The organism is Streptomyces aculeolatus (assembly GCF_020400605.1).
Classification (GTDB): Bacteria; Actinomycetota; Actinomycetes; order Streptomycetales; family Streptomycetaceae; genus Streptomyces; species Streptomyces aculeolatus.
In genome coordinates this window covers 666,147-683,870 of record NZ_JAINRD010000001.1, presented here as the reverse complement: position 1 = coordinate 683,870, position 17,724 = coordinate 666,147, and the positions used below count along the sequence as shown (strand labels likewise).

Here is a 17,724-nt window from a genome sequence, read left to right as displayed (position 1 = left end):
TGGTCGATGTGACAGCCGCTTCTTCGCCTTCCTCGCCGATGCCGCCACCGCCGCCGCCGTCGGCCTCCGGCGCGCAGCCGCCCGGGGCCCCGCCGTACAGCCCGTCCGCGGGCCAGTCCCCCGGCGAGGTGCTGGCGCTCATCAGCTCCGGCGCCGCCGCCACGCGCGCCGAGATCGCCCGCCTCACCGGCCTCGCGCGCTCCACCGTCTCCCAGCGCGTCGACGCGCTGATCGCGCACGGCTTCGTCGACGAGGACGCGGAAGCCGGCTCCACCGGCGGCCGCCCCCCGCGCCGCCTCTCGCTGCGCACCCGCGAGCACGCCGTCGCCGGCGTCGACCTGGGCGCCTCGCACTGCCGGGTCGCGCTGCTGGACATCGGCGGCACGCTGCTCGCGGTCCGCGAGGACCCGCTGACGATCGCCGACGGTCCTGAGGCGGTTCTCGGCCACGTCGAACGGACCATGCAGCGGCTGCTGGAGGAGGCGGGCCGCGACCCCAAGACCCTCCGCTCCATCGGCGCGGGCGTGCCGGGCCCGGTGGAGTTCTCCACCGGGCGCCCGGTGGACCCGCCGATCATGCCGGGGTGGCACCAGTTCCCCATCCCGGAGTTCTTCGACGAGCGCTTCGGCGTCCGCGCGCTCGTCGACAACGACGTGAACGTCATGGCCCTGGCCGAACAGCGCCGGGCCTTCCCCGACACGTCGTACCTGCTCTACCTGAAGGTGGGCACGGGCATCGGCTGCGGCATCATCGCCGACGGCCGCCTGCACCGGGGCGCGCAGGGCTCGGCGGGCGACATCGGCCACATCCGCGTGGGCGAACGCGAGGAGCTGTGCCGCTGCGGCAACTCCGGCTGCCTGGAGGCCATCGCGGGCGGCGCGGCCCTGGCGGTACGCCTGAAGGAGCTGGGCCTGGAGGCGTCGGCGGGGCTGGACGTCGTACGCCTGGTCAAGGAGGGCAACCGCGAGGCCGTCCGCATGGTCCGCGAGGCCGGCCGGGCGGTGGGCGAGGTCCTGGCGGGCCTGGTGAACTTCTTCAACCCGGAGACGGTGGTGGTGGGCGGCGCCCTGGCGGCGGTGCACGACCAGCTGCTCGCGGGGGTCCGGGAGGCGGTGTACCGGAGGTCGCACCCGCTGGCGACGCACGTGCTGCGGATCGAACCGAGCAGGACGGGCGAGAACGCGGCGGCGATCGGCGCGGGGATCCTGGCGATCGAGCACGCGCTGTCGCCGAGGCAGGTGGACATGGCCCTGGCGGGGGCGGCGGGCTGAACCCCCCGCCGCGCCGGGCCCGTACGGGCGGGTCGTACGCTCACCGTACGACGTCACGCGTCCGGGGGAGGGCCGGTGAAGATCGTGCTGCCGGGAGGGACCGGACAGGTGGGCGGCGTGCTGCGCCGGGCGCTGACCGACGCGGGGCACGAGGTGGCGGTCCTGACCAGACGCCCGGTGCGCGACGGCGAAGTCGGCTGGGACGGCCGGACGCTCGGCCCCTGGGCTGAGGCGGTCGACGGCAGCGACGTCGTCATCAACCTCGCGGGCCGCAGCGTCAGCTGCCGCTACACCGACGAGAACCTCCGCGCCATGATGGACTCGCGCGTGGACTCCGCCCGCGTCGTGGGCGAGGCGATAGCCGCCGCCGGAAAGCCGCCCCGGGTCTGGCTCCAGATGAGCACCGCCACCATCTACGCCCACCGCTTCGACGCCCCGAACGACGAGGCCGCCGGCACGATCGGCGGAGACGAGCCCGGCGTCCCCGGCTACTGGGCGTACAGCGTCGGGATCGCGCGGAACTGGGAGCGGGAGCAGGAGCGGGCCGCGACGCCGCAGACGCGCAAGGTCGCCCTGCGGTCGGCGATGGTGATGAGCCCCGACCGCGGCGGCGTCTTCGACTACATGCTGTGGCTGGCGCGGCTCGGCCTCGGCGGGCCGGTCGCGGGCGGCGCGCAGTACGTGTCGTGGATCCACGACCGCGACTTCGTACGGGCCGTGGAGTTCCTGATCGACCGGGACGACATCTCGGGGGCGGTCAACCTCGCGGCGCCCGGTCCGCTGCCGCAGCGGGAGTTCATGCGCGGGCTGCGCGGCGCGTGGGGCATGCCGGTGGGCCTGCCGGCGACGCGCTGGATGGCCGCAATCGGCGCGTTCGTTCTCCGCACCGACACCGAACTGCTCCTCAAGAGCCGCCGGGTGGTGCCGGGGCGGCTGCGGGACGCGGGGTTCGCGTTCGACCACGGCGCCTGGCCGGAGGCGGCGGCGGACCTCGTGGCGCGAACGCGACGGGAGCGATCCCGCTCGCGGCCCCGCCGCGCCGCATAGCCGCGGCCGTCGGCCGCGCCGGCGCACCGGCGCGGAGGCCTCCGTCGCTGGAGCCGCAGGTGCCCTGGGGGGTGGAGGTGAGCAGGGGCGCGGGCGTGGGTGAGGCCCCGGCGATGTCCCCCCTCATGCCGTGGACCCGCGTGTTCCGCCCCTCGCCCGCAGGAACTGATCGAGCGTCACCGCCGCGAGGATCAGCAGGCCCTCGACCGCCTGCTTGTACGTCGGGTTCCAGCCCAGCAGGTTGAAGCCGTTCGAGATCAGGCCGAGCAGCAGCACCCCGATCAGCGTGCGCCAGATCGTGCCCTCGCCGCCGAGGATGCTCGTGCCGCCGATGATGACCGCCGCGATCGCGGTCAGCTCCAGCAGCGTGCCCGTGTTGGCCTGGGCCGAGCCGCTGCGGGTCGCCATCACCAGGCCCGCCGTACCCGCGCACGTCCCGCTCAGCGCGAACGTGATCACCCGGACGGCGCCCGTCCTGACCCCCGACAGGCGGGCCGCCTCCGGGTTGCCGCCGATGGCGTAGATGCTGCGGCCCAGCGTCGTGCGGGACTGCAGGAGCCAGCAGACGGCGGCCACCCCGAGCAGCAGCAGCGAGGGCGCCGTGACGTCGGCGAGCACCGTGGGACTGGCCAACTCCGCGAAGGAGTCGAGCTGGTCCGCGTGCGGGTAGACGATGGCGCCGCCGGTGAGGATCACGGCCAGGCCGCGGTAGACGATGCTCAGCGCCAGCGTCGCGATGAACGAGTGCACCCGCGACGCCACGGTGACCAGCCCCGTCACCGTGCCCATCAGCGCGCCCGTCGCCACCGCCGCCGCGTAGCCCGCCGGGACGCCCGCGGCGCGGGTGGTCTCCACGGCGACGATCGCGCTGACCGCGAGGACCGCGCTCACCGACAGGTCGAACATCCCGCACGTGATGCAGAGCGTCAGCCCGCACGCCAACAGGCCGATGACCACCGCCTGGTCGAGGACGTTCACGAGGTTGCCCGAGGTGAGGAACGTGTCCGTCGTGAGCGAGAGGGCAGCCGCCAGCAGCAGCGGTGCGGCCACGATCCCGTAGTCCCGGATCTCCAGCCCGCTGCGTGCCCTCGCCCCTGCTGCCCCGCCCCTTCCCACCGGCCACCGCGTCCGGGCCGCCCCCGCCTTCCTCACCGCAGGCCCGCCAGCGCCAGTACGTCCCCTGCCCCCGCCGTCCCCCGCGCGAACTCCCCCGCCACCCGCCCCTCCCGCATCACCAGCACCCGGTGCGCCAGCCCCAGCACCTCCTCGACGTCCGACGACGCGACGAGCACCGCCACCCCCTCCGCCGCCAACTCCGCCAGCAGCTCGTGGATCTGCGCGCGCGCCGCCACGTCCACGCCGCGCGTCGGCTCGTCCGCCAGCAGCAGCCGCGGGCGGCGGATCAGCCACTTGCCGAACAGCGACTTCTGCTGGTTGCCCCCCGACAGCGTCCACGCCGGCCGGTCCGGCCCCGCCCCGCGAATGTCCAGCCGCTCCGCCGTGGCGCCGGTCGTGCGGCGCTCCTCCTCCCGCCGTACGAAACCCAGCCGGCGCCGGTCCGCCAGGCTGGCCAGCGCCAGGTTCTCCGCGGTGGACCGGACGAGGACGAGCCCCTCCTCCGCGCGCGACGCCGGGATGAGGCCCGCGCCCAGCGCCATCGCGCCGGCGACGCCCGTGACGCGGCGGCCCGCGACGGTCACCTCGCCGCCGTCGCGGCGGTCCGCGCCGAACACGGCCCGCAGCGTCTCCGTACGGCCGCTGCCCGCCAGCCCCGCCAGGCCGACGATCTCCCCGGCCCGCACCTCCAGGCCCACGTCCCGCACCGTGCGCCCCCGCGACAGCCCCCGCACCGCGAGCACCACCGGCGCGTCCTCCCGCACCGGTGCGGGCTCCGGGTACAGCGCCGCCACCGGGGTCCCCACCATGTCCCGCAGCAGCTCCCGGGGCGTCGTCCCGGCCGCGGGCACCGTCGTCACGCGCCGCCCGTCGCGCAGCACGGTGATCGTGTCGCAGGTGGCGACGACCTCGTCCAGGCGGTGCGAGACGAGGACGAAGGCGATGCCCGAGTCCGCCGCCAGCCGCCGCACGGTGGCGAGCAGCCGGGCGGCGTCGGCCTCGGCGAGCGCGGCGGTCGGCTCGTCGAGGACGACGAGGCGGGCGTCGTGGGCGAGTGCGCGGAGGAACTCGACGCGCTGGCGGGCGGGGAAGGGCAGATCGCCCACGCGGGCACCGGGATCCGGTGCAGGATCGGCGCGCATGCCGTGCGCGCCCACGCCGTACGGGCCTTCGCCGTGCGCGCCGCGCGCCCCGTCCGCGTACGGGACCTCCCACCCCGCGCGCGCCGCCAGCTCCCCGTACCGCCGCTTCTCCGCCGCCCCGTCCCGCACCCCGTACCGCCCGCCCCCCGTCCCCAGCAGCACGTTGTCCAGCACGCTCAGCGCCGGCACCACCGCCCCCTCCTGCGTGACCAGCACGATGCCCGCGCCCAGCGCGTCCCGCGGCGTACGGATCCGGATCTCCCGCCCGTCCACCAGGACCCGCCCCCGGTCCGCCCGCACCGCCCCGCACAGCACCCGGGCCAGCGTGCTCTTGCCCGCGCCGTTCTCGCCCACGAGCCCGTGCACCCGGCCTGCGGGCAGGCTCAGGGACACCTCGTCGAGGACGGGTGTGCCGCCGTAGCTCTTGCCGATCCGGTCCAGCGCGACGTGCATGACGCCTGCGTGCCCGTCAGTCGTCGTACTCGCCGGTGATGCCGAGGGAGGTGATCTCCTTCTCGGTGTACACGCCCTCCTTCTCGGCGAGCGACGCCATGTCCGTCGACGCGGGTACGTCCTCGCCCCGGGCGTGCGCCAGCCCCAGTTCCGCGGCCTTCGCGCCGGACGTCGTCACCGGCAGGTACGGAATGCCGTACCAGCGGCCCTCCTCGACCGCCGCCACCGCCTGCCGCGAGGCGCCGTTGCCGACGTACGCGATGTCCTTGCCGCCGGCCGCCGCCTCCGCGCCGAGCACCGCCTGCGAGGAGCCGATGACCACGTCGACGCCGGGGTGCGCCTGGAGGACGTCCTGCATCGCCGTGCGGCCCGACTCCCGGGTGTAGCCGCCCTCGACGCGCGCGACGACCTCGATCTCCGGCGCGCCCTCACCCGACCGGGCCGCCAGCGTGTCGACGACGGCCTCGGTGCGCGCGTTGTCCAGCGGGAGCGTCTTCAGCCCTTCCAGGTACGCCACCTCGCACGGGCCCTCGTCCCGGGCCGCGCACGCGCCCGCGCCCAGCTCACCGAGCCTGCGGCCGTTCTCCACGGGTACGTCCACGAGCGAGACCGCCCCGTCGACCTGCGGCGCCGCGGTGTCGTACGCCGTACCGACCGGGGTGAACTGGACCACCACGCTGATGTCCTCGCGGATCGCACCGCGCACCGCGGGGATCACGGCGGCCCCGTCGACCGCCTGGACCACGAAGACGTCGTAGCGCCCCGACGTGATCGCGTCCTGCATCTGCTGCACCTGGAGCTCCGGTTTGAACCCGGCGTCGAAGAACTCCGCCTCGGTGCCTTCCTTCCGCGCCTGCTTCTCCACGCCCTCGAAGGTGGCCGCGGTGAAGGAGTTGGCCTTGGCGAAGCCGAAGAACGCGACCCCCTCGGGTGCCGGGTCCCCCGCCGGCCCCTTGCCGGAGTCGCCGTCGTCCCCGTCCGTGCATCCCGCCGCCACCAGGCATAACAGCAGCGCCGCGGCCGTAGCCCGCTTCCCGGTCAATTCTTCCGCCCCATTCCCACGTAGAACCACTCTCCGCCCGGACGCAACCGGTCCAGGTCGTCCTCGGGCCGCCACTCGTTGACCCGCGTCACTCCCGGCTCCAGCACCTCGAACCCCTCGAAGAACCGCTCGACGTCGGCGTGCGAGCGGTGGATGAGCGGTGCGGTCGCCTTGTCGTAGACCTTCCGCGCCGCCGCGCCCTCCTCGGGGTGGGCGTCGTCGGTGAGGTGCGAGACGGCGATCATGCTGCCCGGCGCCAGCTCGCCGGTGAGGGCGCGGACCACGCCCCACGGGTCCTCGTCGTCGGTCAGGCAGTGCAGGATGGCGATGAAGAGCACCGCCACCGGCCGGGACAGGTCGATCGTCTTGCGTAAGTCCGCGTGGCCCAGCACCGTTTCCGGCTCGCGGACGTCCTGCTCGATGACGGTGACGGTGTCGTCGAGCATCCGCAGCGCCTGCGCGTGCGCGCGCACCACCGGGTCGTAGTCGACGTAGACGACCCGCGCGCCCGGGTCCTGCCGCTTGGCGACCTCGTGCACGTTCTCCTGGGTCGGCAGCCCCGTGCCCAGGTCCAGGAACTGCCGGATCCCCTGCGCCGCGGCGTGCCGCACGGCGCGGCCCAGGAAGCGCCGGTTGGCGACGCAGATGGACCGGCTGGGGCCGAGGGCCATGATCTTCTCGGCCGCGTCCCGGTCGACCTGGTAGTTGTTCTTGCCCCCGAGGTAGTAGTCGTACATGCGCGCGGCGTTGGGGACGCGGACGTCGAAGGGGAGGTGCGCGGGGTCCTGATCGGTCATATCAAGGGCTCCGGGAACGGGCAGAGGGTGCGTCTGGCGTGTCAAGTGCGCGCACATTACCAGCAGTTGACCAAAGCCCTCCATTACGCCCCAGGTCAGTCGGCGGCGGTCGCCCCGGCCAGGAAGTCCTCCCACGTGCGGTGACCCACCGCGTGGCCCGGCGCCAGGTTGGCGCCCGCGCGGAAGGCGGCGGCTGCCTTTCCCGGCAGGCGCACCGGCAGGACCGGGCGGCGGCGGCCCGCGGCCTCGAGGTAGCCGCGGAGCACGTCCTTCATGTCGTACGTGCGCGGGCCGCCCATCTCCGCGACGAGCCCCGCGGGCGCGGCGAGCGCCAGCTCCGCGAGGCGGTCGGCGACCTCCGCGGCGGCGATCGGCTGGATGCGGAAGCCGGCGGGCGCCGGGAGCACCGGCAGGCGGGCCATCGCGCGGGCGGTCGTCAGCGTCAGCTCGTGGAACTGGGTGGCGCGCAGCGTCGTCCACGGCAGCCCGGACCCGGTGATGATCTCCTCCGAGGCGCGCTTCGCGGCCACGTAGCCGAACATGGCGCGGTCCAGGCCGCTTGAGACCGGGGTGCGCTCGGCGCCGACGACGGAGATGTAGACGAGGTGCGGGCTGCCGGCGGCCTTCGCGGCGTCGACCAGGTGGCGGGTCTTCACGTCGTCGCCCTTGGGGGTGCCCGCGCAGTGGACGATCACGTCCGCGCCGGCGACCGCCGCCGCCGCGCCCTCGCCGGTGGCGAGGTCGCCCGTGACGTACTCGACGCCATCGGCTCCCCCGGCGGTCACCGTCCCCTCGGCGCCCGCCGCCCGGGGCTGCCGGCTGAGGACCCGCAGCCGTGCGCCCGAGGCGAGCAGCAGCGGTGCGACGAGCCGGCCGAGGGTGCCGGTGCCGCCGGTGAGCAGGATGGTCGATGCCATGGTCACTCCAGGTGGTTTCGCTGTCGTACGCGTGCCCCCCGATCACAACCCGCAGGTCGGATGGGGTCTACTGCAGGGACCCCCGCGAGTGAGGGATGTGACGGATGGACGAGCAGAAGTTGCCGGAGGAGTTTCCACCGGACCGTGTCCGCGGCCGGCACCGGAACGGGCACCGCCCCTCCGCCCCGGGACCCCGAGGAGGAGGCGCTGCTCGCCGACTCCGTGGGCGTCGCGCTGCTCGTCGTCCTGGACACGCTGGCGCCCGCGGAGCGGCTCGCGTTCGTACTGCACGACATGTTCGCGGTGCCCTTCGACGAGATCGGGCCGATGCTGGACCGCACCCCCGCCGCCGCCCGCCAGCTCGCCAGCCGCGCCCGCCGCCGCGTACGGGGCGGGGCGCCGCCCGCCACCGCCCCGGCCGAGGACCTGCGGCGCAGGCGCCGGATCGTGGCCGCCTTCCTCGCGGCGACGCGCGGCGGGGACTTCGAGGCACTGGTGTCCCTCCTCCACCCCGACGTGGTGCTGCGGGCCGACCGCGCGGCGATCCCCACGCCGGAGCCGGTCGAGGTCCGCGGGGCGGCGCCGGTGGCGCAGGGCGCGATGGCCGCGGCCGGCCGGGCGCAGTTCACCGGCCCCGGGCTGATCGACGGCGCGGTGGGGCTCGTGATGGCGCCGCTGGGGCGGCTGCGGCTGCTGCTGAGCTTCACGGTGGCGGAGGGGCTGATCACGGAGATCGACGTGATCGCGGACGCCGACCGGCTGGCGGGGGTGGAGGTGGGCGTACCGGCGGACTGAGCGCGGCGGGAGCACGGCGCCCCGGCGCACGGCGGGGCGGGACCGGCAACACCCGCCCCCCCAACGGGTGAAGCTCGCCCCTCCCGCGGGTGGCAGCCCGTCCGTCGGTCCCTCCGGCTCTCCGCGCCGCCCTACGGTGTGCGCCATGTTGATCTTGAAAGCCCGCCCCGCGGTCCCGCGCCGCCGGGCGCTCGCCGCCGGCGCCGCCGCGGTCCTGGGGCTCTCCCTGCTCTCCTGGACCGGCGCGTCCGCGGCCACCGGGCCGGCCGCCGCCCAACCCGGCCCCGTGCCCGTCCAACTCCTCGCCCTCAACGACCTGCACGGCAACCTCGACCCCGTCGACGGCCCGGCCGGCTCCGTCTCCCGGATCACCGACTCCGGCGACGTGGTGCGCACCCAGGCCGGCGGCGTCGCCGGGCTCGCGGCCCTGCTCAAGGACGCCCGCGAGGGGCAGCCCCACACCCTCACCGTCGGCGCCGGCGACCTCATCGGCGGCAGCCCGCTGCTCTCCGCCAACTTCCACGACGAGCCCACCATCGACGCCCTGGAGGAACTCGGCCTCGACGTCGCGTCCGTCGGCAACCACGAGTTCGACGAGGGCCCCGAGGAACTGCTGCGCATCGACCGCGGCGGCTGCCACCCCTCCGACGGCTGCGCCGTGCCCGAAGAGCCGTACGACGGCGCGGACTTCCCGTACCTCGCCGCCAACGTCACCCGCAAGGGCAGCGCCGAGCCGCTGCTGCCGCCGTACTGGGTCAAGACCCTGCCCGGCGGCGAGCGCATCGGCTTCATCGGGCTGATCACGAAGAACGCGCCCGACGCGATCTCCGCCGCGCGCATCCGGGACGTGGAGTTCCACGACGAGGTCGAGGCCGTCGACCGGTACTCGCGCGAACTGACCGCCATGGGCGTGACCGCGCAGACCGTGGTCCTCCACGAGGGCGGCAACCACGGCGGGAGCATCCCGTACAACGAGGACTGCGACGAGGGCGGCCCGGCCGCGAAGCTGGGGCAGCCGATCCGCAGGCTCGCCGAGTCGTTCACGCCGGCCGTCGACATGGTCCTCAGCGGCCACTCGCACGAGCCGTACGTGTGCACCGTGACCGACCCCGCGGGCGACCCGCGCACGGTCACGCAGGCCGCGTCCTTCGGCCGTACGTACACCGACGTGCGCTTCGCCCTCGACCCCCGCACCGGCGACGTGCTCCGCGGCACGGTCGAGGCGGCCAACCACCCCGTGCCCACCTCCGCCCCGCAGGACCCGGCGATGGCCAAGCTGATCGGGACCTGGCGGGAGCGCTCCGCCGAGCTGGAGAACAAGCCCGTCGGCTACATCACCGCCGACCTCCCGGGACGCGGCTCGACCGCGCCGGAGCGCCCGCTCGGCGGCGTGATCGCCGACGGGCTGGCCGAGGCGACCCGCGGCAGCGGCGCCGAGATCGGCTTCATCCAGCCGGGCGGGATCCGCGGGGACCTCACGTACGCCTCGTCGGGCGACGAGGGCGACGGGGTGGTGACGTACGCGGAGGCGTTCCGCGTCGCGCCGTTCGAGTCCGCGGTCGTGACGATGACGCTCACCGGCGACCAGCTGGTCGGGGCGCTGCGCAACGGCTTCGAGGGCCCGAACGAGGCGAGTCCCCGGTTCCTCCAGCCGTCGGCGGAGCTGTCGTACGCGGTGGACATGAGCCGCGCGGGCGGTGCCCGGCTCGACGCGGCGAGCGTACGGGTCGCGGGCGAACCGGTGGCGGCGGACCGGGAGTACCGGGTCACCGTCAGCGAGTTCCTCGCGGAGGGCGGCGACGGGTTCACCGCGTTCAAGGACGGTACGGGCCGCCAGGGCGGCGACGTGACGGACACCGCGGCCCTGGTCACGTACCTGCAGAACGCCAGCGCGCCCGAGGCCCCGCTGGCACCGCCGTCCCCGGCGCGCATCACCGTGCGGCAGTAGGGCGTACGCCCCCGGCCGGTGGGCGCCCGCGGCTACTCTCGGCGGTATGAGCGAGACGTGGGAGCCCACCGGGGCCGGAGTGATGCGGCTGCCGTCCGGTCGGTACGTGCGCGGGCGCGGGCTGCGCAAGCCGGCGCCCGCCGGTGCGGACCCCGAGCTGGGGCTGTACCTGCTGGGCCGGCCCGCGCCGGAGACGGCGTGGGAGAGCCGCTGGGTCCGCTGGCCCGACTTCCGCCTGCCGGCCGACCGCGCGGCGGCGGAGGCCGCGCTGCGCGAGGCGTGGGAGCGGGCGGAGCGGGAGCGGGTGGAGGTCGCGTGCGGCGGCGGGGTGGGCCGTACGGGGACGGCGCTGGCGTGCCTCGCGGTGCTCGACGGGGTGCCGGCGGGCCGGGCGGTGGCGTACGTACGGGAGCACTACAACCCCCGCGCGGTGGAGACCCCCTGGCAGCGCCGCTACGTCACCCGCTTCCCCGAGACCCGCGGCACCCCGGCGGGCTGACCTGCCGCACCGCGCACCGCGCACCGCCGACCCGGCCCGCCCACCCGGCACGGCCTCGCCGGCGCCCCGGCGGCCGGCGGCTTCTCCTACTCCAGCCCCGCCACCAGGATCTCCCCGTCCTCCTCCCGTACCTCGTACACCTTGATCGGCTTCACCGCCGGGGGCGACAGCGGCTCCCCCGTCGCGAAGTCGAAGACGCTGCCGTGGCACGAGCACAGCAGCCCGTCCTCCGTGACCTTGCCGGACGACAGGTGGCAGGCCAGGTGCGTGCAGTAGTTGGCGCTCGCGTACACCTCGCCCTCGAAGCGGGAGACCGCCAGTTCCTTGTCGCCGACGAAGAAGCGGCGCACCACTCCCTCCGGGACCTGGCCGGAGCGGGCGACCCGCACGTACGTCGCGTTCCCGGTGTCGGGCATCGTCACTTTCCTCCCGCCAGCGCCGGCTCCGCCGCCGCCTCGTCCGCCTGCCCGGCCAGCTCCGCCAGGTCCACGTCCTCGTCCGCCAGCCGCGCCGGATCCGGCGCGGCCCCCCGGGCGATCAGCTCCTTCGCCGCCATCACGTCCCCGCCGCGCTCCGCCGCGAACGCCGCCCGCAGCACGCCCTCTTCGAGGTAGAACGCGGTGAAGTCGCGCTCCGCCACCGAGCCGCGGACCACCAGCCGGTCCCAGGACCGCGCGTGCCCGACGTGCTGGAGGTTGAGGCCGAACTGGTCCGACCAGAACCAGTGCGGGTCCCCGTGCACCGCCGGCCGGCCCAAGATGTTCTTCGCCGCCACCATCCCCTGCTTGTTCGCGTTGTCGAAGTGCTCCACCCGCACCCACCGCCCGTACACCGGATGCCGGTGGTTGGCCACGTCGCCGGCGGCGAAGATGCCCGGGACGCTGGTGCGGCAGCGCTCGTCGACGAGGACCCCGTTCTCCACCGCGATCCCCGAGGCCCGCGCCACCGCGGTGTTCGGCACCGCGCCGACCGCGACGACCACCGCGTCGCCCTCGACCCGCAGCCCCGACTCCGTCGTGACGACGACGCCGTCCGGCCCGGTCCGTACCGACGCGACGGTCTCGCCGGTGTGCAGTTCCACGCCCGCGGCGCGCTGGACGTCCGCGCAGAACGCGCCCATCTCCTCGCCCAGAACCCGCGCCTGCGGCACCGGTGCCTGCTCGATGACCACCGGCCGCACCCCGCGCGCCAGCGCCGTCGAGGCGACCTCCGAGCCGACGAAGCCCGCGCCGACGATCACCAGCCGGCCGCCGGGGCGCAGCAGCGACCGCAGCCGCAGCGCGTCGTCCAGCCCGCGCAGGTGCACGATCCGCTCGTCGTCCTCCGCGACGCCCGGCAGCCGCCGGGCGCTCGCGCCGGTGGCGAGCAGGAACCGGTCGCCGGGGACGGTCGTGCCGTCGGCCAGCTCCACGGCGCCCGCGGCGGTGTCGATGCGCCGGGCGGGCGTGCCGAGGCGCAGCTCCACGGCGTTGTCACGGCACCACTGCTCGGTCAGCAGCGCCGCGTCGGAGTCGTCGGCGGCGCCCTCCAGCAGCTCCTTGCTGAGCGGGGGGCGCTGGTACGGGGCGTGCGGCTCGTCGCCGACGAGGACGATGCCGCCGTCGAAGCCGCGGCGGCGCAGGGTGCGCGCGGCGACGGCCGCGGTCTGGCTGGCGCCGATCACGACGACGCTCCTGGGGGTGTCGGACATGGGTCACTCCTGGGTGGCGGCGGTGGGTGGGGCCGGGAACGGGACGGACGGCGCGGCGGCGGACGGGGGAGCCGCGGACCGGGCGGACGGGGGCGCGGAGTTCACCGCCGCGGGTACGCCCGCGGCTGCCGCGGCGCTGCCCGCGAGAGCCGCGGGGCGCAGCCACACGCCGCCTTCCGCGACGCGTACCTCGTACCGCGGCTGGCACTCCTCGCGGTCGTCCGCCTGCCCGGTGCGCAGGTCGAACGCCCACTGGTGCCCGGGGCAGACGACCCGGCCGTGCAGCACGGTGCCGCGCGCCAGCGACTTGCCCTTGTGCACGCAGGCGTCGCGGAACGCGAACACCTCGCCGTCGGCGTAGAAGAGCGCGACCCGCTCCTCGCCGAGCGCCACCAGCTTCTTTCTGCGCCGGCTCACGTCGGTGAGTTCGGCGACCCGCGTCCATTCGGACATGTGCTCCTCCGGGTATGAAGAGACGGCGGCGGCCGGAATGTCGCGTCCGGCCGCCGCCGTCTGCCGGCTCGCGGTCCTTTCAGGCTGCGACCGCGGCCGGCTCCAGGTCCGGCCGGACGTAGTGGTCGTAGAGCGCCTGGGTGTACGAGAAGCGCATCTCCGCGCCCCAGCGCACGAATTGCAGGCACCGCTGCTGGAGCCGCGGGGTGTCGGCGTGGTCGAGCACGATCTGGTATCCGCGCTCGCCGTGCACGACGTCCGAGGTGATGTGCAGATCGAAGAACTCGATCTCGTCCTCGGTGAATCCGTAGCTCTCCCGCAGCGGCACGATCTGCTTCTTGTAGATGCTCGGCACCTGCGATTCCAGGCCCACCACGAGCGCGGCGGTGGCGACCACGAAGTGCTCGCGCATGGCGACCGCGTAGCACCAGGACTGCAGGCCGCGGGTGACCGGGTTCATGTTCGAGGGGTCCTCGATACGCTCCTTGGTGGTGCCGCACGCCTCCGCGAAGCGGATGAGGAGGTCGGTGTGGCGGATGTCGGCCAGCTCCTCCTCGTACATGTTCTGGAGGGTGAAGTCCTTGGCGCCGGTGAATTCGTCCGGGGTGTTTCCGTAGATGTACCCCAGGTAGTCGGCGAACGGGCCGACGTAGTGGTAGTGGTTCTCCGCCCAGCGGGCGAAGTGCTCACGCTTGAGCTGCCCTTCCGCCCACGCGGTGCTGAAGGAGGCGTTCTTCGCCTCGCGGCCCTTGATGGCCTCTTCCAGCGCGCTGCGGAATTCGTCTCTAGAGAGCAGTTCCGTCATCTGCTGCGTCCTTTCCGCGGTCCGTGTGTCACCAAAGTAGGGAGGGTGCGGGGGAGTCGAGGATGGTGTTTGTGCACAGGCCGGTGCGGAATCTCTGTGCACTGTGCCGGGTACGGGTGCGGCCGGGCGTCAGAAGAGCACGGTCGCCAGCGCCGTGGCCGTCACCAGCCCGGCGACGACCGGCACGAAGCAGTGCCGTACGACCTCCTGCACCGGCACCCGCGCCACCCCCGCGACCGCCAGCAGCGAGGACCACGCGATGAGCACGCCGCCCCCGGTCCACACCGAGCCCATCTGCCCCACGGCGGCCAGCGTCGCCGGGTCGACGTCCGCGGCCGGGCCGAGGGAGCCGGAGAGCGAGCCGGTCAGCGGCAGGCCGGCGAAGCCGGAGCCCTCCAGGCCGGTGATCATGCCGATGATCAGGATGGCGAACGCCACGATGAAGCCGACGTCGGGGATGTACTGGTCGACGGCGGTGACGAGGTCGAAGAGCAGCGCGGGCGGGTCGTCGTCCTGGACGCCGGTGATCTGGGTGATGAAGTCGACGTTGCCGAGGAAGAAGAACCCGGCGATCGGCACGACGACGCCCATGGCCTTGAACGCGAAGACCAGCCCGTCGACGACGTGGTCCGCGGCGGTGGTCAGGCCGTCCTTGCCGTCGCAGCAGAACACGGCGGCGAAGAGCAGCAGCATCGCGACGCCGCCGACGAGCCCGGCGGCCTCGCCGCCCTGGACCTCGGTGACGGTGTCGGTGAACTTGCCGAGGAGCATGTAGCCGACGATGGCGGCGAAGGTGAGCGGCACGATGAGGGCGAACGCGCGGGAGCGGCGCACGGGTTCGCCGGGGGCGGCGCCGCCGGGGTCCGTGCCCGAGCCGGGTCCCGGGGCCGGGCCGCGGTCGGGGTCCGGTCCGGGGCCGGTGCCCGGGCCCGTAGCAGAATCGGTTCCTCGCTTCTGGCCGTCGCCGTTCCCCGGTGGGCTGAGCAGCTTCGTCGCCGCCCCCGCGCCCCCGTCGGAGGCGGCCGCCGTACGCTCCCGGCGCCCCGACCCCGTACCGCCCAGGGAAACGTCCGAGCCCCCGCCGCCGTCGGCCGCCAGCGCCTCCGCCTGGGCCTCCCAGCGCAGTTGGTGCTCCTCGCTGGTCGTGCCGAAGGAGCGCCGCCCCTTCAGGTACACCAGCGTCAGCGCCACCACCCCGGTGATCACCGACAGGACCATGGCCCGGTCCGCGACCGCGGAGGTCTCCACCCCCGCCGCCTTCGCGGACAGCCCCGGCGCCACCTGGATCACGTAGTCGCTGGACAGCGCCATGCCCTGCCCCGCGATGGCGATGGCCGCCGCCGCGCTCACCGCCGGCAGCCCGGCCCTGATCGCCGCGGGCAGCAGGATCGCCCCGATCAGCGGCACGGCGGGCGTCGGCCAGAAGAACAGGCTGATGAAGTACGTGACGCCGGCGATGGCCACGAACGCCATCCGCCCGTTGCGCATCAGCGCCCGGAACGGCACCACCATCCGCCGCTCCGCGCCCATGGCGCGCATCGCGCCGAGCAGCGCGGTGATGAGGGCGATGATGAGGAAGATGCTGAAGAGTTCCCCGGCCGCGGTCAGGCTCGCGGAGAAGATCGAGGCCAGGCCCTTGACCAGGCTGCCGCTGTAGAACCAGGCCGTGAGGAAGGTCGCGACGACCGCGGGAACGACGACATTACGCCGCGCGATCATCACGCCGATGATGACGACAACCCCCGCGAGATACGTCCAGTGCGCAGCAGTCAGCTCCACGTCCGCACTCCCTACCCGGCGTCCGGCACTGCTGCCGGACCGCCGAAGTCCGATGGTTGTGCGGCACTCTGGCGACCGTTTCTGCCAGGCCACAGGGGGAGGGTGCACATTGTCCGGCACATTATTTGTGCAGTGTGCGGGCGGGAAGACCCTGGAGTTTCCGGGCTGTTTCCCGGCCGGGTCCGGGCCGTTGCCGGGCGGCTCGAATGTGCGGGGCGCACAAGGCGACCGCCGGATCCGGGGGCGGATTGCACATGGATCTCCGGCCCGGCCGGACGGATACTCGCCGTATGGCCGAGTCGTACGAGTCGCATCCGCCGTCCGTCCAGCAGCCGTCTGAGCAGGGGCAGCGCCCGCCCCGTACCCCGGTGCTCGCCGCCGGCGGCATGGCCGCGAGCGCGCATCCCGCCGTCACCTTCGCCGGCGCCGCCGTGCTGCGCGACGGGGGCAACGCCGTGGACGCGGCGCTGGCGATGGCCGCGATGTCGTGGCTCGCGCTGCCGGGCCAGTGCGGCGTCGGCGGCGACGCCTTCGCCGTCGTACGGGAGCCGGACGGCCGGGTGTGGACGGTCTGCGGCAGCGGGTACGGGCCCGACGGCGGCGACGCCGGCTTCTACGCGGACCGGGGCCACGCCGCCGTGCCGATCGCCGGCCCGCTCTCCGTCGCCGTACCCGGTGCGCCCGCCGCCCTCGCCGCCCTGCACGCCGCGGGCGCCACCCGCGGGCTGACCGAGCTGTGGGCCCCCGCCGCCCGCGCCGCCGAAGGCGGCCTGCCGTGCACCGCGAAGACCCGGCGCGACATCGCCGAGGAGGAGCAACTCCTCGCCGCCGACCCCGACGCGCTGCGGAACCTGCTGCCCGCCGGCCGCCCGCCCGCCGTCGGCCACCGCCTCGCGCAGCCGGAGCTGGCCGCGACGATACGCACCCTCGCCGCCGACCCCGCCGCCTTCTACACCGGCGCGTTCGCCGAGCGGGCCGTGGCGTTCCTGCGGGCGGCCGGCGCGCCGTTCAGCGGCGAGGAGTGGGCGCTGACCGGCGACGTGGCGCCGCAGCCGGCGATCAGCACCGCCTACCGCGGCCGTACCGTGCACCAGACCCCGCCCCCCACCCCCGGCTGGATGGCCCTCCAGCAGCTCGCCCTCTGCGACGGCACCCTCGGCGCCCTCGCCCCGCTCGGCGCCGACGCCGTGCACCTGCTGGCGTCGGCGGCCCGGCTGTCCTTCGCGGACCGCGTGGGGCGCTGCGCGAGCGACACCGACGTGTGGCGGGAGACGCTGACGGCCGCCGCGACAGCCGCGGCGCGCGACCGCCTCGCGCGCGGCGAGGCCCCGGCGGGCGCCGCGGGGCCCGCGGACGGCGACACGACGTCGATGGTCGCGGTGGACGCGGACGGGCGCGCCGTGAGCTACATCCACTCGCTGGCCTTCACCTTCGGCTCCAAGGTCACCGTCCCCGGCACCGGCGTGCTGCTCAACAACCGCCTGGGCCGCGGCGCATACCTCATACCCGGCCACCCCAACGCGGTCCACCCGCGCCGCCGGCCGCTGCACACGCTGAACGCCTGGATCGTCACGGACGCGGCGGGCCGGCTGGAGCACGTCGGGAACACCCCGGGCGGCGACGGCCAGGTGCAGTGGAACACGCAGCTCATCTCGCACCTGGTCGACCACGGCCTCGACCCGCAGGCGGCGGTGGAGGCCCCGCGGTTCTTCATCCACCCGGGCAGCGACGCGGACGTCATCGGGCAGCCGGAGGAGCTGCGGTGCGAGTCGCGGCTGGGCGGCGAGGTGCTGGCGGGGCTGCGGGAGCGGGGCCACGAGGTGACCGACGCGGGGCCGTGGGGCGGGGGCGGGAGCGCGATGGTGATCTCGGCGGACGCGGAACGGGGCTGCCTGCTCGGCGGCGCGGACCCGCGGCAGGACGGGGTGGCGCTCGGTGTCTGAGGGGGCTTCGGTGGGCGAGGGGGGTTC

Annotated in this window: 15 protein-coding genes and 1 pseudogene; 6 read left to right on the top strand and 10 right to left on the bottom strand. The window is 74.9% G+C overall.

Features of this window, described 5'->3' with window-relative positions; translation table 11 throughout:
- Nucleotides 1–38 precede the first annotated feature (38 nt).
- Together LG396_RS02935 and LG396_RS02930 are read left to right on the top strand one after the other, a co-directional pair.
- The gene (locus tag LG396_RS02935) at nucleotides 39–1,271 is read left to right on the top strand and encodes an ROK family transcriptional regulator (RefSeq protein WP_018835947.1); all 1,233 of its coding nucleotides are present in this window, start codon (nucleotides 39–41) and stop codon (nucleotides 1,269–1,271) included.
- A gap of 75 nt (nucleotides 1,272–1,346) precedes the next feature.
- A complete protein-coding gene (locus LG396_RS02930) occupies nucleotides 1,347–2,318 on the top strand; it encodes an epimerase (protein WP_225793441.1) in 972 nt (323 codons plus the stop codon).
- A 123-nt stretch (nucleotides 2,319–2,441) separates the two neighbouring features.
- Here LG396_RS02930 and LG396_RS02925 read toward each other — a convergent pair whose 3' ends face one another.
- From LG396_RS02925 to LG396_RS02905, 5 genes are all read right to left on the bottom strand, one after another.
- Nucleotides 2,442–3,368: an ABC transporter permease gene (locus LG396_RS02925; protein ID WP_225793440.1), complete on the bottom strand. Its 927-nt coding sequence runs from the start codon at nucleotides 3,366–3,368 to the stop codon at nucleotides 2,442–2,444.
- 98 nt (nucleotides 3,369–3,466) lie between these two features.
- Entirely contained in the window at nucleotides 3,467–5,029 is a 1,563-nt protein-coding gene (locus tag LG396_RS02920) for a sugar ABC transporter ATP-binding protein (RefSeq protein ID WP_225793439.1), read from the bottom strand.
- Between the two features lie 16 nt (nucleotides 5,030–5,045).
- Nucleotides 5,046–6,071 (bottom strand): sugar ABC transporter substrate-binding protein, encoded by a 1,026-nt coding sequence (locus LG396_RS02915; protein WP_225793438.1) that lies wholly within the window; start codon nucleotides 6,069–6,071, stop codon nucleotides 5,046–5,048.
- Entirely contained in the window at nucleotides 6,068–6,868 is an 801-nt protein-coding gene (locus tag LG396_RS02910) for an SAM-dependent methyltransferase (protein WP_225793437.1), read from the bottom strand. Before LG396_RS02910 ends, LG396_RS02915 begins: the two co-directional genes overlap by 4 nt.
- A 95-nt stretch (nucleotides 6,869–6,963) precedes the next feature.
- Nucleotides 6,964–7,785, bottom strand: coding sequence for an SDR family oxidoreductase (locus LG396_RS02905; protein WP_225793436.1), 822 nt, complete (start codon nucleotides 7,783–7,785; stop codon nucleotides 6,964–6,966).
- Between the two features lie 147 nt (nucleotides 7,786–7,932).
- On the opposite strand from LG396_RS02905, the pseudogene LG396_RS02900 reads away from it, so the two are divergent.
- The 3 genes and pseudogenes from LG396_RS02900 to LG396_RS02890 form a co-directional block, all read left to right on the top strand.
- Nucleotides 7,933–8,580: pseudogene (locus LG396_RS02900) on the top strand (sigma factor-like helix-turn-helix DNA-binding protein); the annotation flags it as partial.
- A 145-nt stretch (nucleotides 8,581–8,725) separates the two neighbouring features.
- Nucleotides 8,726–10,528: a bifunctional metallophosphatase/5'-nucleotidase gene (locus LG396_RS02895; RefSeq protein ID WP_225793435.1), complete on the top strand. Its 1,803-nt coding sequence runs from the start codon at nucleotides 8,726–8,728 to the stop codon at nucleotides 10,526–10,528.
- A 46-nt stretch (nucleotides 10,529–10,574) separates the two neighbouring features.
- The gene (locus LG396_RS02890; protein WP_225793434.1) at nucleotides 10,575–11,027 is read left to right on the top strand and encodes a protein-tyrosine phosphatase family protein; all 453 of its coding nucleotides are present in this window, start codon (nucleotides 10,575–10,577) and stop codon (nucleotides 11,025–11,027) included.
- 86 nt (nucleotides 11,028–11,113) lie between these two features.
- On the opposite strand, the gene LG396_RS02885 is transcribed toward LG396_RS02890, so the two are convergent.
- From LG396_RS02885 to LG396_RS02865, 5 genes are all read right to left on the bottom strand, one after another.
- Nucleotides 11,114–11,443, bottom strand: a complete 330-nt coding sequence (locus LG396_RS02885; protein ID WP_018835937.1) for a Rieske (2Fe-2S) protein — start codon at nucleotides 11,441–11,443, stop codon at nucleotides 11,114–11,116.
- 2 nt (nucleotides 11,444–11,445) lie between these two features.
- The gene (locus LG396_RS02880) at nucleotides 11,446–12,717 is read right to left on the bottom strand and encodes an NAD(P)/FAD-dependent oxidoreductase (protein ID WP_225793433.1); all 1,272 of its coding nucleotides are present in this window, start codon (nucleotides 12,715–12,717) and stop codon (nucleotides 11,446–11,448) included.
- Between the two features lie 3 nt (nucleotides 12,718–12,720).
- Nucleotides 12,721–13,170, bottom strand: a complete 450-nt coding sequence (locus LG396_RS02875) for a Rieske (2Fe-2S) protein (protein WP_225793432.1) — start codon at nucleotides 13,168–13,170, stop codon at nucleotides 12,721–12,723.
- A 79-nt stretch (nucleotides 13,171–13,249) separates the two neighbouring features.
- Nucleotides 13,250–13,975, bottom strand: coding sequence for an iron-containing redox enzyme family protein (locus LG396_RS02870; protein ID WP_018835934.1), 726 nt, complete (start codon nucleotides 13,973–13,975; stop codon nucleotides 13,250–13,252).
- A 129-nt stretch (nucleotides 13,976–14,104) separates the two neighbouring features.
- Entirely contained in the window at nucleotides 14,105–15,754 is a 1,650-nt protein-coding gene (locus tag LG396_RS02865; protein WP_225793431.1) for a hypothetical protein, read from the bottom strand.
- Between the two features lie 290 nt (nucleotides 15,755–16,044).
- Between LG396_RS02865 and LG396_RS02860 the strand changes: the two genes are divergently transcribed.
- Nucleotides 16,045–17,697, top strand: a complete 1,653-nt coding sequence (locus LG396_RS02860) for a gamma-glutamyltransferase family protein (protein ID WP_225793430.1) — start codon at nucleotides 16,045–16,047, stop codon at nucleotides 17,695–17,697.
- Nucleotides 17,698–17,724: the final 27 nt, after the last annotated feature.